Genomic DNA, 17702 nt, shown 5'->3' on the forward strand with positions numbered 1-17702 from the left:
TAATATTAAATTTTAATTATTTGTTCTTGGTAATAAATTATCACCTTGCTGAGGTAAAGCTGTTGGGTTATTTGTACCTTGAGGTATAGCTGTAGCATTAGTATCTCCTATTTGAGGAGGAAGTATGCTTGCTTCACCTAATACAGCTGTATTTCTTTCTATTACTGCTTTATCTTTCAAATCTTGTATATCTCTTTCTACTAATTGCTGTGCATAAGCATTTTTATATAATTGAGCAATATAAGGAGCTGTTTCTGTATTATATGCTGTGATTCCATACATTTGAGTTAATTGCTGTTTAGCTTGTTCAAAGAATGCCTGAGCCTGTTCTGGTGTAGGATCAGGTATATTTTTAGAAGCATCTGCCATAAGTTTTGTTACATAATATTGAAACTTTATATTTCTGATTGAAAGATTAATAAAATCTTTAGCTTCTTCTGTTTCAAAGAATTTTTCTTCTTCTGCTTTATTTATTAATAAAATTGAATTTATCAATTGATCAGCATATATTTGTTTAGTAGTAGCATCATTAGCGTACATAGCTATTTGCTCAGGTGTAGCACCTTGAAGTATTAAAGAAGCTTCTAAATCTTTAGTAAAATTAGTTTGATTAATAGTAAAATTATCTACTTTTAATACCCATTCACCTGCTCCGCCATTTAAATAAGCTAGAGAATCTGATGAAGTTTTTGATCCGCTTCCGCCTCCCTGACCTTGAGAGCAAGCTATTATAGAAAATGAAGATATTATCAATATTAATTTCTTAAGGTTTTTTAAACTCATACATACTCCTCAAAATAAAAAAACAATTTAATAATAGTATAGTGTATCATATATAAATATTTCTGCAAGTAAAAAACATATAAAATTTACATCTATAAACTTAACAGAAATAATTAATTCTTAAACAAAAATATTATTTTTTTCCTGAATACATATTAATTACTAAATTAGGAAGCTCTTTTTCCAATATTCCATACCATATTGACTTTCTTCTCTTTAATGTTTTACTGCTCATAGCAATATTCATTAATTTATTATATGTTTCATTAGCTTTTTGAACATTCTGAAATATTGGTATATGATTAGCAGGGAAAATCTCAGATATATTAGCCTCTATATCTTTTTTTATAACAACATCGTATACAGGCAAAACCTTTTCATATCCAGCACAAATACTTTCTGCATATTCCAAAACCATCTTATCAAAATCTGGAATAGTTTTCAATAATTTAATAATCAAAGCAAAAGTATCTATAGCCTCTTTATAATTTTCCTTAACTACATAAGCTCCATTAGCTTTATCGCATAAATCGCATATAGTACTATTAGTATAACCTGATATATATTCATTAACCTGCTCATCTATTTGGAAAGGAGGCATAGATTTAGCAACTTTTGATATTAAATCCAAAATGGAAGTGAACATTCTCTGCTTCCATAAATTACCCTTAACACTCTTTACAAGCTCTTCCATCTCGGTAAAGAAATGCTCTTTATATTTTTCATCGGGATTGAATATTGCTTCTACTATAGGTATTTCAGTACCTTTAAATGATATCATACCATTATCATAAAAAGATATTATGTCTTTTTCAAATATCTCACTTTTAACTTTGCTGTTTTCTTTCAAAAAGTTAAACTGTAAATTCTTAGTTACTATTACTTTATTTTCTTTTGGGGCTAAAGTATTTGCTCTTGCCTGCATTCTAGCTGCATTATTGATTAAAAATCCAGATAAATCTCCGTCTTCTGTAATTATCAAAGAGCTATTAGTATTACCGCCGGATATTCCAGCACTAATTTTAAACTCAGGCAAACCGCTTGTATCTACACTTGGGTATTCATTTAATAATCTTTTCTTACTTAATACTCCTATTACAGCAATAGTAGCACTCAAGGCATCTGTTGCTGTAGGGCATACCATAATTATTTCATCGCCCTGTTTCCTATGTGATATAACATTATAAAATTTAGTAACTTCGCTTACTTTGTTTTGCATCAAATCATCTAAGGCATGCATTTTGGAAAGATTATTTTTATTTTCTTCACAGAACTTTGTATAACCATGTATATCAAGCATTGCTATGTAAATATCAGCTATTGAAAGACTTAATTTTAAATCACCAGCAAAATTGTATTTTTGATTTTCTGTAACAAACATATTCCATAATTTAGGATATGATTCTTTATCCAAATTATTAAAAAATCCCCAATTAATTTTTCGTATAAGTTCAAACAATCCCTTTAATATATTTTTATGATCATGTACTTTTTCAAAATTAACATTTTTGGCATAAGTAAAAATTTCTGAAAATGTTTTTATTTCGCCTGATACTATTTTCTCGCTTAAATGAGTATATAATTCATATTTGGAAGTGGATTGGTTAAATTCTTCTATTTTGTTCACTTTCTTCCCTTACCTTAATTTTATATAAATAACCATGTTATTACTTTAACTTATAAACAAAAAAAATCAATAGATATAATAAAACATATTGAAAAAAATCTAATCTATACTAGAATAAAATAAAAATAAATTTATTAAATTTAATATAAAATTATGGCTCAAAAAAAAATAAATGATAATTTTAATATAATTATAGCATTATATCGTCCGGAAATACCTGCAAATACAGGAAATATTGGAAGATTATGTGTAGGACTTAATATACCTTTACATATAGTTTCAAAACCTTCTTTTATAATAAGCTCTAAAGAAGTTAAACGTGCTGGACTTGATTATTGGGAACATCTTCAATTAGTAAAGCATGAAAATGAAAATACCTTTTTGGAATACTGCAATAGCAATAATAAAAGAATAGTGCCTATTACTAAATTTGGAAAGCATAGATACGATGAGTTTCAATATTCTAATAATGATATACTTTTATTCGGAAGAGAGTCAACAGGACTTAGAGAATCATTATGGGAAAATGATTTAGAAAACTCTGTATACATTCCAATGAGTGATAATATACGTTCCATAAATGTATCAAATACTGCAGCTATAGTCGCTTATGAAGCATATAGGCATATTATTTTAGTAAACAATTAATTCATCGCACGTTTAGTAAAACCTTTTATATAATAAATTGCTTTTATTAATAAAATACATATATAAATTATATTCATTCGTGCGGTAAATAAAATTACAAACCTAAATAAATTTTTGGGTGGGCTTTATAATTACAAAGTTAACTATAAAAAATAAAATAATTATAAATACCAAAATAAATAATGAGTATATAGGGTGGGATTCAAATAAATCAGAAAAACAAAATATAACTTATTTTTTTGATTTATTTACATACCCCGCCCTCTATATTTTTTAATCTGTTTTAAAATTATAATTTTCATTAGCCTTATTGCTAAACTATAAAATACAACACCCGCCCAAGCTTTATTTAAATTTATTACGCAGTTAAGGCATTGTTTCCCTTAGAATCTATAGCTACAATCAAAGGCATATCTTCAACATAAAGCTCTCTAATAGCTTCAGTACCTAAATCTTCAAATGCTATAATTTTAGCAGACTTAACACAATTAGACATGTAAGCAGCAGCTCCGCCAATAGCAGCAAAATAAACTCCGCCGTATCTTACTATAGCATCTATCACTTCCTTATTTCTTTTACCCTTCCCTATCATAGATAAAAGCCCAATCTCTAAAAGTTTTGGAGAATAAGCATCCATTCTATAGCTGGTAGTTGGCCCTATACTTCCCATAACTTCATTTGGTTTAGCAGGCGAAGGACCGGCATAAAAAATTGTTTGATTCTCTATATTGAAAGGAAGTTTCTCATTGTTGTTTAACATATCAATTAATCTCTTATGAGCAGCATCTCTTGCAGTATAAATAGTACCTGTTAGAGCCACCATATCACCAGCATTCAAAACAGATAATTTTTCTTTTGTCAAAGGTGTATTTATTTTTTTTATTTCCATTTTTTATTGCTCCTAGTTTTTATTGCCACTATAATGATACTATTTTTATAGAATAATTTCTTTATGTCTTGTTACATGACATCCTGTACAAACACATACAGGAAGAGAAGTTATATGTGCAGAATACATGTTTATATGAACTGCTAAAGCAGTTGTTTTTCCTCCGAATCCTGAAGGCCCTATATTCATTTTATTAATATTATCAAGTAATTCTTCTTCTAATTTTTGCAAACGAATATCTTCATTTTTTGTGCCTACTTCTCTAAGCAAAGCCCTTTTAGCAATATCCGCACATTTCTCCATACTTCCTCCCAAACCTATTCCTATAATCATAGGAGGACAAGCATTAGAAGCAGCTGTTTTTATTGTTTCGTATACAAACTCTTTTACACCCTCTATTCCAGCAGAAGGGGGAAGCATTTTTATTTTACTCATATTCTCACTTCCGAAACCTTTAGGTGCAGCTGTAATTTTTACTTTATCTCCATCCACTATATTATAATGTATTATTGCGGGGGTATTATCATTAGTATTTTTTCTGTCTATAGGATCATTTAATACAGACTTTCTTAAATAGCCTTTTGTATAACCCAATGCTACGCCTTTATTAATAGCATCTGTTAAATTACCGCCTGTAAAATGAACATCCATTCCTATATCCATATATATAATTGCCATGCCTGTATCCTGACATATAGGCTTTAATTCTTTAGAAGCTATATCAGCATTTTCTACTAATACATTTAAAATATTTTTTGCTATTTTGTTTTCTTCTTTTTTTGCATTTTCAATAAGAGCATTTTTAATATCATCATTTAAATAAATATTAGCATCTATACATAATTGAGCTACTGTTTCTGTTATAAGATTTACATCTATCTCACGCATAATATCCTCTAAAATTTTTATAAAATTAACAAAAATAAAAGCCCACTAATATTTCTATTAATGGGCTTTATATCTACATTTGTAATAAGTCGCTTAAATCAAATTATCCAATGATTCTCATTATAGATTGGTTTTTCATATTAGCATTAGCTAACATAGCAGCTCCTGTTTGTTGTAAGATTTGCTCACGAGTATAAGCAACCATAGCAGAAGCCATATCAGCATCACGGATAACACTTTCAGAAGCGATAGTGTTTTCAGTAGCGATCATTAAGCTTTTTACCATAGATTCCATTCTGTTTTGAACAGCACCTAATTCAGCTCTTTGAGATACTACCATTTGTATACCTTCATCGATTCTTCCTAAAGCTTGGTTAGCAGTTTCAACAGAAGAAATAGATATAGGAGTGTCTCCTCCAACTTGTAAGTTAGCAGCAGTCATAGAACCTATATTTATAGATACTCTTTGATCCATATTAGCACCGATGTGGAAAGTCATAGGAGTTTGACCATCAGCTGCGAAACGTCCTGTTAACATGTTCATTTTGTTGAATTCAGCTTGAGAAGCGATTCTGTCAACTTCAGCTACTAATTGATTAACTTCTACTTGAATTAAAGCTCTGTCGCTGTCAGAGTATATACCGTTAGCAGACTGTATAGCTAATTCTCTCATTCTTTGCATAATGTTAGTAGTTTCATTTAAATAACCTTCAGTTGTTTGAATGAAAGATATACCGTTTTGAGCGTTTCTAGTAGCTTGTTGTAAACCACGGTATTGTGAACGCATTTTTTCAGATACTGCTAATCCAGAAGCATCGTCTCCAGCAGTGTTGATTCTCATACCGCTAGAAAGCTGTGCTATAGTTTTAGTCATTGAATTTCCAGTTAAATTCAATTGTCTGTTTGCATTTAATGCAGAAATATTATTGTTGATAATCATACTACCCTCCATGAATAGTGCTTAAAATATTTTGTAATTTTTATTTTCTAAAGCTATTCATATTATGCCTTAACACTGTTTAGTCATCCCCTACAAAACAGTAACATAATATTAACTTCACGTACACCATATTATAATATCTTTTAAAAAAAAGTAAAGACTAAATTTTTATAAAAAAATTCCGATAGGGCCATTTAACTGTATTATTGTACAATAGAATATAACATTTATTGACTTTTTGGCATTATTAAATTAAAATTAATAAACATAATATATAATAAAAATACTTGGTTGCAAAAATATGAAATATATTACAATGCTTTTTATAGTAATGACAATACTATTATCATCATGCAGCAATGCAAAAGCAAATACATATCAAAAAAATAATGATCAGAAAATAAATGAAAAATTTTATTTCAATGCTGATAATGCATATAATTACATAAAAAAGCAGACAGATTTAGGACCTCGTAATTACGGAAGCGAAGCACATAAAAAAGTAAGAGAATTTTTTAAACAGGAAATTTCTAATATTGGATATGAAGTTTATAGTCATAATTTTGAAGCTCCTTACATAAAAGAAAGGAATGGAGAAAATATATATGCTTTTTTAAAAGGAAAAACTGATGATTATGTAATTATTACAAGTCATTTTGACAGCCGCTCTGTTGCTGAAAAAGATCCGGTGCAATTTAATAGAGATAAACCTATAAGCGGTGCCAATGACGGAGCAAGCAGCAGTGGTGTTTTATTAGAACTTATGAAAGCTTTAAAAAATTATGATGATTTGCCTTATAGTGTATGCTTTGTATTATTTGATTTAGAAGATGATGGAAACTTATTCGATGTAGAAGGATATTCATTGACAGAAACTGATTGGATACAAGGAAGCATTGCTTTTGTGAATGAAATTATCATAAGAGATAAATTGATAGATAAACAAAAAATAAAATTTGGAATACTTCTTGATATGGTTGGAAGTAAAACGGCAAAATTTAAATATGAAAGTTTCGCTCATACTTACTATTCTTCTATATATAATCAAATTTGGAATTATGCAAATGATTTGGGATATAAAGAATATTTTGTTGACGGACATTATGGAACTATAATAGATGATCATACTCCGTTTTTAAATGAGAAAATACCTTTTATTGATGTTATAGATATGGGTTATCCATTTCATCATACATCTCAGGATACAATAGATAAATTAGATAAAAAAACTTTAGAGGCTGTAGGAAAAACCATAGAATACTCTATAAAGAACGCTGATAAGATTTATTAATTTTCTGTCATAAACGAACAGCTGATAATTTTAGTTGTCAGCTATTATAAAGCGAGTTTATGACTAGCAATAATAAAAGATAAAGTTTATTAATTTTTAATAGATAAAGTATTAGATTATAACTGACGAATTAATAAAATAAAAATTGAGTATATATTTAGATATTCTAAAATTTTTATTTTATATAAACAAAGTTGTCTGCTATTATAAATTTATCAATAGCAATAATAAAAAATATATAACATACAAAATTTATTTTTACATTAAAACTATTAACATTGTTATAGAAAAATGTTATAATTACTGCAATTAATTTATATATTTACATAAATGAAAAATACTAATAATAGGAGGTTTTTTATATGTTTGGCGGATATTTTGAATATTATTTCGGATATATATGGATACTAATTCCGGGTATACTTCTTGGTTTCTGGGCACAGATGAAAGTAAAATCTACTTATGCTAAATACAGCAGAATGGAAAATAAAAGAGGCATTACAGGTGCTCAAACAGCAAGATATATACTAGAAGGTTACGGAATAGACATACCTGTTGAAAGAATAGGAGGAACATTAACAGATCATTATGACCCTTCTGCAAAAGTATTAAGACTTTCTTCTGGTGTATATGATGGTACTGATGTTGCTGCTTTAGGAGTTGCTGCTCATGAAGTAGGACATGCCATACAGCATAATAGAGGATATGCTCCTCTTTCTATAAGAAATGGATTCTATCCTTTATGTGCTATAGGCGATCAATTCGGACCTTATTTGGTATTATTAGGTATTATGATAGGGGGAGCTGGAAGTTTTTCATATTATATTATGATGGCTGGTATTATACTCTTTGCCTTTGCAGTATTCTTCTCTTTAGTTACTCTGCCTGTAGAATTTGATGCTTCAAACAGAGCTATAAAAATATTGGATAAAGGCGGATTTTTAGACAGTGAAGAACTTGACGGAGCTAAAAAAGTTTTATCTGCTGCTGCTTTGACTTATGTTGCTGCTGCTGTTACTGCTATACTTACACTTTTAAGACTTTTAATGTTAGCACAAAGAAGAAGAGATTAAATTAAAAAATATAAATAAAATAAGAGAGGTATTTATTATTAAAAAAATAAATACCTCTTATTTTTTATTTTGTCATATAAAATTTTCTTTATAATTAAAATTCTGGCAAATACCAAGTTATTCCTGTAGTAGAAGCAAAACTAACAGGTATACCTGTAGAATCTGAATCACTATTATTAACATCCATTTCAAAATACCATTCTAAATCTTTTACAGGTGTTATATAAAGCTCTGCATAAGCACCCCAAGATAAATAATGATTAACTTTAAAATCCAAATTAACTTTTTCATCTTGCATTTTTCCTAAATATTTAGCCTTATAACCTAAAGAAGGCTCAACATAAAGTGATACTATATCACTATTAGCGGTTACTCCCAATACTGCCTGCACAGTTACATCATAAGGATTCTTATCCAATTTATAATCAATATCTACTTGTGATGAAACAGGACGATCTGGATAATAATCTTCTATTGGTTGAAGCATAGTATCTAATGCTCTTATCATAGTACCAACTCCATGCAAAGCTGTATTATATGCTACTTTAATAAAAGGATTAATAGTTACATTTCCAACAGTAGTATTCAAAAAATAGAATCTTGTTTCAAAACCAAATGACCTTGAAAAAAGTTCTTCTTCATAATTTTTACCAACATACGGAGCATTTTTATATCCTAATTGTCCATATTTTATATATAATCTTATTTCATTAAAAGCATCTATACCTGTATAATATCTTATTTGCGTATCAGTACTTATACCTAAATAATCATATGTATCGTGTATATTACCTTGTTTATCAACTTTTTGAATATTACCATTATATACTAATATTTGTACAGGAATAACTATCCTCAAATTATCATTTAAAGCATTAATCATAAGTACAGGAGTATGAGAACCAAAGTTATCACTAATAGGAAGCGGTGTAGTATAATTATAACCTATACCTATACTAAAAGCCTCAGAAGTATATCCTATACCGCATGATATAGTTGTTCCAAAATAAGTACCAAAATTATTATTTAACAAAATATAGCCTAAGTGAGTTGATAAACTCTGAGATCTAAAACCGAAAGTACCTTTAATGGTGTTATTACCTAAAACGAATCCAAATTGATCCATTCTAGCTCTAAACTGATTACCGTCTGTAAGAAAATCAATCCAATCGTCCTGATCTCCATACATACCAAATATTGAACAATATGACATACTTAATAATACTGTCATAATTAGAAAAAACTTTTTCATTGTACACACCTAAATTTAACTTTATATTTTATTATACTAATAAAATATAAAAATGTAAAATTATTTAAGAAGTTATTTAATAAAAAATGGGGTATTTATTTTTTAATAATAAATACCCCATTTTTTATTTTGTCATATAAAATTTGCTTTATAATTAAAATTCTGGCAAATACCAAGTTATTCCTGTAGTAGAAGCAAAACTAACAGGTATTCCTGTAGAATCTGAATCACTATTATTAACATCCATTTCAAAATACCATTCCAAATCTTTTACCGGTGTTATATAAAGCTCTGCATAAGCCCCCCAAGATAAATAATGATTAACTTTAAAATCCAAATTAACTTTTCCATCTGGATCTTCATATGTTAATTTTCCTAAATATTTAGCCCTATAACCTAAAGAAGGCTCAACATAAAGTGATACTATATCGCTATTAGCGGTTACTCCCAATACTGCCTGCACTGTTACATCATAAGGATTCTTATCCCATTTAGCATTAATATTTGCTTGTGATGAAACAGGACGATCTGAACTATAACCTTCTATTGGTTCAAACATACTATCTAATGCTCTTATCATGGTACTAAATCCATGCAAAGCTGTATTATATGCTACTTTAATAAAAGGATTGATAATTACATTTCCAACAGCAGTATTCAAAAAATAGAATCTTGTTTCAAAACCAAATGACCTTGAAAAAAATTCTTCTTCATAATTCTTACCAACATACGGAGCATTTTTATATCCTAATTGTCCATATTTTACATATAATCTTATTTCATTAAAAGCATCTATACCTGTATAATATCTTATTTGCGTATCAGTACTTATACCTAAATAATCATGTGAATAAGAGATATTACCTTGTTTATCAACTTTTTGAACATTACCATTATATACTAATATTTGTACAGGAATAACTATCCTCAAATTATCATTTAAAGCATTAATCATAAGTACAGGAGTATGAGAACCAAAGTTATCACTAATAGGAAGCGGTGTAGTATAATTATAACCTAAACCTATACTAAAAGCCTCAGAAGTATATCCTATACCGCCGGAAATAGTTGCTCCTAAATAAGTATAATCTTTATATATAGCCAAAATATATCCTAATTGAGTTGATAAACTCTGAGATCTAAAACCGAAAGTACCTTTAATGGTGCTATTACCTAAAACGAATCCAAATTGATCCATTCTAGCTCTAAACTGATTACCGTCTGTAAGAAAATCAATCCAATCGTCCTGATCTCCATACATACCAAATATTGAACAATATGACATACTTAATAATACTGTCATAATTAGAAAAAACTTTTTCATTGTACACACCTAAATTTAACTTTATATTTTATTATACTAATAAAATATAAAAATGTAAAATTATTTAAGAAGTTATTTAATAAAATGTGGGGTATTTATTTTTTAATAATAAATGCCCCATTTTTTATTTTGTCATATAAAATTTGCTTTATAATTAAAATTCTGGCAAATACCAAGTTATTCCTGTAGTAGAAGCAAAACTAACAGGTATACCTGTAGAATCTGAATCACTATTATTAACATCCATTTCAAAATACCATTCTAAATCTTTTACAGGTGTTATATAAAGCTCTGCATAAGCACACCAAGATAAATAATGATTAACTTTAAAATCAAAATTAACTTTTCCATCTGGATCTTCATATGTTAATTTTCCTAAATATTTAGCCCTATAACCTAAAGAAGGCTCAACATAAAGTGATACTATATCGCTATTAGCAGTTACTCCCAATACTGCCTGCACAGTTACATCATAAGGATTCTTATCCCATTTAGCATTAATATTTCCTGCTGCTTTAGCGGTACGATCTGAACTATAACCTTCTATTTCTTCAATGACACTATCTAATGATCTTACCATAGTACTAAATCCATGCAAAGCTGTATTATATGCTACTTTAATAAAAGGATTGATAGTTACATTTCCAACAGCAGTATTCAAAAAATAGAATCTTGTTTCAAAACCAAATGATCTTGCAAAAAATTCTTCATCATAACTTTTATCCGTATATGAACCGCCTTTATATCCTAATTGTCCGTATTTTACATATAATCTTATTTCATTAAAAGCGTCTATGCCTGTATAATATCTTATTTGAGTATCAGTACTTATACCTAAAAAATTATATAAATAATTAATATTATCCGTCATATTCATATTACCATCATGTACTAATATTTGTACAGGAATAACTATCCTCAAATTATCATTTAAAGCATTAATCATAAGTACAGGAGTATGAGAACCAAAGTTATAACTAATAGGAAGCGGTGTAGTATAATTATAACCTAAACCTATACTAAAAGCCTCAGAAGTATATCCTATACCGCCGGAAATAGTTGCTCCTAAATAAGTATAATCTTTATATATAGCCAAAATATATCCTAATTGAGTTGATAAACTCTGAGATCTAAAACCGAAAGTACCTTTAATGGTGCTATTACCTAAAACAAATCCTAATTGATCCATTCTAGCTCTAAACTGATTGCCGTCTGTAAGAAAATCAATCCAATCGTCCTGATCTCCATACATACCAAAAATTGAACAATATGACATACTTAATAATACTGTCATAATTAGAAAAAACTTTTTCATTGTATATACCTAAATTTAAGTTTATATTTTTATTATACTAAAAAATATATAAATGTAAAATTACTGAAAAAATTATTTAATAAAATGTGGGGTATTTATTTTTTTATAATAAATACCCCACATTTTTTATTTTATCATATAAAATTTGCTTTATAATTAAAATTCTGGCAAATACCAAGTTATTCCTGTAGTAGAAGCAAAACTAACAGGTATTCCTGTAGAATCTGAATCACTATTATTAACATCCATTTCAAAATACCATTCTAAATCTTTTACAGGTGTTATATAAAGCTCTGCATAAGCCCCCCAAGATAAATAATGATTAACTTTAAAATCCAAATTAACTTTTCCATCTGGATCTTCATATGTTAATTTTCCTAAATATTTAGCCCTATAACCTAAAGAAGGCTCAACATAAAGTGATACTATATCGCTATTAGCAGTTACTCCCAATACTGCCTGCACAGTTACATCATAAGGATTCTTATCCCATTTAACATTAATATCTTCATATGATTGAGCAGGACTATCTGGATAATAACCTTCTATTTCTTCATACATACCATCCAATGCTCTTACCATGGTACTATATCCATGCAAAGCTGTATTATATGCTACTTTAATAAAAGGATTGATAGTTACATTTCCAACAGCAGTATTCAAAAAATAGAATCTTGTTTCAAAACCAAATGATCTTGCTAAAACTTCTTGTGTATAATTTATAGTATCATGCGGATTAATTTTATATCCTAATTGCCCATATTTTACATATAATCTTATTTCATTAAAAGCATCTATGCCTGTATAATATCTTATTTGCGTATCAGTACTTATACCTAAATAATTATCTCTATAGTAACCAAGTTGATCAATACTTTCATTATGTACTAATATTTGCACAGGAATAACTATCCTCAAATTATCATTTAAAGCATTAATCATAAGTACTGGAGTATGAGAACCAAAGTTATCGCTAGTAGGAAATAAGGAATGGCTGGTATAATTATAGCCTATGCCTATACTAAAAGCCTCAGAAGTATATCCTATACCGCCAGAAATAGTTGCTCCCAAATAAGTACCAAGATTATTATTCAACAAAATATATCCTAATTGAGTTGATGAACTTTGAGTTCTAAAACCGAAAGTACCTTTAATAGTACTATTACCTAAAACAAATCCTAATTGATCCATTCTAGCTCTAAACTGATTGCCGTCTGTAAGAAAATCAATCCAATCGTCCTGATCTCCATACATACCAAAAATTGAACAATATGACATACTTAATAATACTGTCATAATTAGAAAAAACTTTTTCATTATACATACCTAAATTGAAGTTTATATTTTTTATTATACTAAAAATATAAAATAGCTCAAGAATTAGATTTAATGAAAATTAATATATTTTTATTAAATATTTTTTATGTTATAATAATAACAGAATTATTAAAGGATAAAATATAATGGAATTGAATATAAAAAATTTTTCTAAAATCAAAGAAGCTAATATAACAATAGATGGTATTACTGTAATAGCCGGAGAGAATAACACTGGAAAAAGCACAATAGGAAAAATTTTATTTTCTTGTTTTAATAGCACAAAAAATATAGAAGAAGAAATATATTCATCAAAATTCATACCTATTTTAAAAAACTTAACATATTTGATGCAAGAATTATCTAAAAATAATGAATCAATAAAACAAATACCATCTTTATATTCTAGTTTATTAGGCGGTACTGCAGTAGCAGCTGGTGCTATAGGTGCAACGGCAGCAGCAACTAGTGCTATAGGTGCAACGGCAGCAGCAACTAGTGCTGTATTAGGAGCTACCTTATTGCCTGTGATAGGTATACCATTGGCTATAGGAGCTGCTGGTGCTTTATCTATGATAAAAAATAAAAAACAAGATAGTAATAATTTAAATATTGATAATTTAATTAATGATATTAACAATATTATATCTGATTTAACAAATGAAAATAATGAAAAAAATGCTTATTATGTATTAAAAGATAATCTCAGCAAATATATAGATATAGAAGATAAAAAAAATATTTATATTATAAAAAAATATTCTGATAGAATTCAAGAATATATAAATATTCCAAATAAAAAAATAGCATATAAAATAATTAATGATTATTTTAAATCAATATTTAATAATCAAATAAACAGCAGAATAGATAAAGATAGTATATCAGAAATAAATATAATGGATTTATCATTTAAATTTAAAAATGATAAATCCATAGAATCAAAATATAATGATACTTATAGCAAAAATGTTTATTTTATAGACAACCCTTTTGTATTGGATAAAAAATATGATGAAAAATACATGACTAAATATGAATATAATTTAATAGAAAAATTATTATATAATACAGAAGAAGTTAATACAACAGAACAAATATTAGCAGAGGAAAAACTTGAAGAAATATATGATAAATTATCAGAAGCTGTAAATGGTAAAATAATAAATAGAGATAATGATTTTTATTTGGAAGAAGAAAATTTTACAGAACCAATTTCAATACATAGTTTATCAGCAGGATTAAAATCATTTGCTGTAATAAAAATGCTTATTGAAAAAAATGCATTGAAAGAAGAAGATATTTTAATTTTAGATGAACCTGAAATACATCTTCATCCTAAATGGCAGCTGCTATATGCTGAAATAATAGCGTTATTACAGAAAATATTTAATGTTTATATTATAGTAACGACACATAGCCCTTATTTCCTTAAAGCTATAGAAATGTATTCTAACAAATATGATATAGAAGAAAAAACTAACTATTATTTATCTGATATAAAAAACAATTATGCAGTTTTTAATTTAGTTAATGATAGCGTAGAAAAAATATATTCAAAGATGGCAGAACCTATAGATGAAATGGAAGATTTTATTAACAATTAATTTAAATTGATAAAAACAAATGGAATAGTGTTATGGAAAATTGTATAAAAAATAATTTACCTAAAATATTAAAAGATAATATGTACAAATTAAAAGAAACATCTGAAGATGATTCTATAGACAATAATATACAATATATGACTGAATCTACAATAGAAGTCATTGATTTTGATAAAGTAGCTACAGATTATAAAGAAATATCTGGTATTAATAATATACCTAAATCTAATGATGCTCTTTATATATCAAACGATTGTTATTACTTTATAGAATTTAAAAATGGCAGGCTAAAAAAGAATATAATACAATTTAATGGTAAAATAAATGGAAAAATTAATGGAGAAATTAATAAGCAACAATATACAAATCAATTTAAAGGGTATATAAATGGTAATTTATTTAATTATATTAAAGGAAATATAGAAAATAATAATCATTTTAATGGATATGTAAACTCTAAATTTGATGGTCATATAGAAGGTATTAACATAGATAATAATAAAAATATTAAAGGTGCATTTAAAGGCAAAATTAATGCTAAATTTGATGGTCATATAAATTATATTAATGTTGAAAATGATCTTAAAGAAAAAATATACGATAGTATTTTTATATTATCAAATATACTAAAAGGATTTAATATAAATATTCCTAAAATTTCTAACAATATAATATATATATTAGTTTATAATAAAGGAAAAAACCCAGATAAGACAATTTTTAAAACAATTAAAGATCAATCTAAAGAAGATACAACAATATTATCATTTCCTCAAATAGATAATTTAAAAAATTACATATTAAGAGATGTTAATTATTTAACAGCAGATGATTTTGAAAAATTTATAAAAGAAAATTTTATAGAGTAGAATTAATAAATTAAATGTATATATATAAAAGGTATAGACTTAAAAACAAGCCTATACCTTTATATTTTTAATCTTAATTAAAATTTACATTTTTCTTAAAGCTATTCCTAAAAAGAAAGCAAAGCCTCCCCAAATAGCTAATAAACTAAAACCCATAAATATAGCAGAATCTAATCCCATAATTAATTCCTCCTTTTATTTATTTTGTTTGATGAGGTATATCAGGCTGTCTGTCTTTAAACTTAGCCAATAATATTCCAGCTATAAATGCTATAACAGGCATTGACCAGCCTAAAGCAAATAATGCCCAAGTAGGATAACCGCCGTAAGGAGTTTTGAAATCATTTATCAATTTTAATGATAACATTATAGCTAAGAATACAGGAGTTAAGAATTTCAAACAGAAATCCCACCAATTACCTACTGTGAATTCACTTACTGTATTGATAGTTTCTTTAAATGATCCAAGTTTATATACCCAAGCAACTAATATAATCTCTATTAAACCGCTTACTACAATATTGTAATTGTTTATGAAAGCATCAACTATATCAAGTATAGAAAGTCCGCTTCCTGTTGCATATACCATAGATATAGCACCTTGTATTATAATAATAACAATACTTACTTTTTTTCTATTGAAATGGAATTTATCTATAAATGAAGATATAACAACCTCAGCAAGAGAAATAGCAGATGTTAATCCTGCAAATGAAAGTACTAAGAAGAATACTACTCCAAATAGTCCATTTAAACCAGGTAAAGAGTTAATAGCTTCAGGAAATACCATAAATGCTAAACCTATACCGCCGCTTCCAGCTACTTCAGCAACAGGCTTTCCTTGAGTATGAGCCATATAACCAATTATACTAAATACTGTTATACCAGCAAACAAACTGAAGCTAGTATCAGCAAAACCTGTCATAAATGCATTATTTGCTATATCTGAGTCATCAGGCAAATAACTAGAATAAGTAATCATTATACCGAATGCTACAGACATACTGTAGAATACCTGACCATAAGCATCTATCCAAATTTTAGGATTAGTAAGTTTAGAAAAATCAGGTTTGAACATATAATCAAGACCTGCTAAAGCTCCAGGCAAAGTTACGCCTCTGATAAGAATAATTACAACTAATATAGCTAATAAAGGCATAAATATTTTATTTGCTTTTTCTATACCATCTTTAACACCGCCAATAACAGAAACTAATATAATAACCCAAACAATAATTAATGGTATAGCAACTCCAATATTAAAATTGCTGAGTGAAAAACCATCTTGAAGTTTTAAATACTCTTTTGTGAAAAAACCAGCTGTATCAGCTCCCCATTTTAAACCTTGAATAGAAAAGAGTCCGTAAGATAATGACCAAGCAATAATAACTGAATAATAAATAACTATTGCAAAACATGTAAATACTTGTAACCAACCTAACCATTCCCAAGAAGGATTCAATGCTTTTAAAGCACCAGGTGCACTTTTATGAGTTTTATGACCTATAGAAAACTCTAGTATCATTATAGGTATGCCCGCAGTAAGCATAGCTAAAAGGAAAACTATCATAAAAGCACCGCCACCATTAGATGCAACCATATATGGGAAACGCCATATATTACCTAAACCAACAGCAGAACCTATAGCAGCAAGTATGAATCCGGCTCTAGTTCCCCACTGTCCTCTGTGATGATGATGACTCATCTTTTCCTCTCCTTATTTTTATTTTTTTCATTATCAATTTTTTATAATATATGTAAAACCATAAAATATCAATACTTTGTATAGAAATTTTTTATTTATTTTTTCACATAAACAAAAATAAAAAAACAAAAGTATTTTTTATATAATTAAATTTATAACATAAAACATTACATT

The 17702-nt window shown here is 27.6% G+C and carries 16 protein-coding genes; 5 read left to right on the forward strand and 11 right to left on the reverse strand.

From position 1 onward, the window contains the following. Positions 1-12: 12 nt before the first annotated feature. Together BHYOB78_RS11555 and BHYOB78_RS11560 are read right to left on the reverse strand one after the other, a co-directional pair. Entirely contained in the window at positions 13-783 is a 771-nt protein-coding gene (locus tag BHYOB78_RS11555; protein WP_020064784.1) for a hypothetical protein, read from the reverse strand. A gap of 133 nt (positions 784-916) precedes the next feature. Further along, the gene (locus BHYOB78_RS11560) at positions 917-2410 is read right to left on the reverse strand and encodes a hypothetical protein (protein WP_012670962.1); all 1494 of its coding nucleotides are present in this window, start codon (positions 2408-2410) and stop codon (positions 917-919) included. Between the two features lie 153 nt (positions 2411-2563). Here BHYOB78_RS11560 and BHYOB78_RS11565 point away from each other — a divergent pair, with 153 nt between their 5' ends. Continuing rightward, positions 2564-3058, forward strand: coding sequence for a tRNA (cytidine(34)-2'-O)-methyltransferase (locus BHYOB78_RS11565; RefSeq protein WP_012670963.1), 495 nt, complete (start codon positions 2564-2566; stop codon positions 3056-3058). Positions 3059-3416: 358 nt separating this feature from the next. On the opposite strand, the gene BHYOB78_RS11570 is transcribed toward BHYOB78_RS11565, so the two are convergent. The 3 genes from BHYOB78_RS11570 to BHYOB78_RS11580 all read right to left on the reverse strand — a co-directional run bounded on the left by BHYOB78_RS11570 (position 3417) and on the right by BHYOB78_RS11580 (position 5775). Beyond that, complete coding sequence (locus tag BHYOB78_RS11570; protein WP_012670964.1) at positions 3417-3947, reverse strand: Fe-S-containing hydro-lyase; 531 nt, start codon at positions 3945-3947, stop codon at positions 3417-3419. A gap of 45 nt (positions 3948-3992) precedes the next feature. Then, positions 3993-4835: a fumarate hydratase gene (locus BHYOB78_RS11575; RefSeq protein ID WP_012670965.1), complete on the reverse strand. Its 843-nt coding sequence runs from the start codon at positions 4833-4835 to the stop codon at positions 3993-3995. 103 nt (positions 4836-4938) lie between these two features. Beyond that, positions 4939-5775, reverse strand: coding sequence for a flagellin N-terminal helical domain-containing protein (locus tag BHYOB78_RS11580; RefSeq protein ID WP_020064783.1), 837 nt, complete (start codon positions 5773-5775; stop codon positions 4939-4941). Positions 5776-6076: 301 nt separating this feature from the next. On the opposite strand from BHYOB78_RS11580, the gene BHYOB78_RS11585 reads away from it, so the two are divergent. Both BHYOB78_RS11585 and BHYOB78_RS11590 read left to right on the forward strand, forming a co-directional pair. Then, complete coding sequence (locus tag BHYOB78_RS11585) at positions 6077-7066, forward strand: M28 family peptidase (RefSeq protein ID WP_020064782.1); 990 nt, start codon at positions 6077-6079, stop codon at positions 7064-7066. A 362-nt stretch (positions 7067-7428) separates the two neighbouring features. Beyond that, on the forward strand, positions 7429-8139 hold the full coding sequence (locus BHYOB78_RS11590; protein ID WP_012670968.1) for a zinc metallopeptidase: 711 nt from the start codon (positions 7429-7431) through the stop codon (positions 8137-8139). 94 nt (positions 8140-8233) lie between these two features. Here the strand turns inward: BHYOB78_RS11590 and BHYOB78_RS11595 are convergent, their stop codons facing one another. From BHYOB78_RS11595 to BHYOB78_RS11610, 4 genes are all read right to left on the reverse strand, one after another. Continuing rightward, positions 8234-9391, reverse strand: a complete 1158-nt coding sequence (locus tag BHYOB78_RS11595) for a variable surface family protein (protein WP_081339491.1) — start codon at positions 9389-9391, stop codon at positions 8234-8236. Between the two features lie 154 nt (positions 9392-9545). Further along, positions 9546-10715 (reverse strand): variable surface family protein, encoded by a 1170-nt coding sequence (locus BHYOB78_RS11600; protein WP_081339492.1) that lies wholly within the window; start codon positions 10713-10715, stop codon positions 9546-9548. A gap of 154 nt (positions 10716-10869) precedes the next feature. Next, a complete protein-coding gene (locus BHYOB78_RS11605) occupies positions 10870-12030 on the reverse strand; it encodes a variable surface family protein (protein WP_081339493.1) in 1161 nt (386 codons plus the stop codon). A gap of 156 nt (positions 12031-12186) precedes the next feature. Next, complete coding sequence (locus BHYOB78_RS11610) at positions 12187-13347, reverse strand: variable surface family protein (protein ID WP_081339494.1); 1161 nt, start codon at positions 13345-13347, stop codon at positions 12187-12189. A 146-nt stretch (positions 13348-13493) separates the two neighbouring features. On the opposite strand from BHYOB78_RS11610, the gene BHYOB78_RS11615 reads away from it, so the two are divergent. Together BHYOB78_RS11615 and BHYOB78_RS11620 are read left to right on the forward strand one after the other, a co-directional pair. Then, positions 13494-14954, forward strand: coding sequence for an AAA family ATPase (locus tag BHYOB78_RS11615; protein ID WP_020064980.1), 1461 nt, complete (start codon positions 13494-13496; stop codon positions 14952-14954). 32 nt (positions 14955-14986) lie between these two features. After that, positions 14987-15823 (forward strand): hypothetical protein, encoded by an 837-nt coding sequence (locus BHYOB78_RS11620; RefSeq protein ID WP_020064979.1) that lies wholly within the window; start codon positions 14987-14989, stop codon positions 15821-15823. A gap of 84 nt (positions 15824-15907) precedes the next feature. Here the strand turns inward: BHYOB78_RS11620 and BHYOB78_RS13550 are convergent, their stop codons facing one another. Continuing rightward, the gene (locus BHYOB78_RS13550) at positions 15908-16003 is read right to left on the reverse strand and encodes a MetS family NSS transporter small subunit (RefSeq protein ID WP_020064978.1); all 96 of its coding nucleotides are present in this window, start codon (positions 16001-16003) and stop codon (positions 15908-15910) included. Positions 16004-16022: 19 nt separating this feature from the next. Then, positions 16023-17528 (reverse strand): sodium-dependent transporter, encoded by a 1506-nt coding sequence (locus tag BHYOB78_RS11625; RefSeq protein ID WP_012670976.1) that lies wholly within the window; start codon positions 17526-17528, stop codon positions 16023-16025. Positions 17529-17702: the final 174 nt, after the last annotated feature.

The organism is Brachyspira hyodysenteriae ATCC 27164 (assembly GCF_001676785.2).
Classification (GTDB): domain Bacteria; phylum Spirochaetota; class Brachyspiria; order Brachyspirales; family Brachyspiraceae; genus Brachyspira; species Brachyspira hyodysenteriae.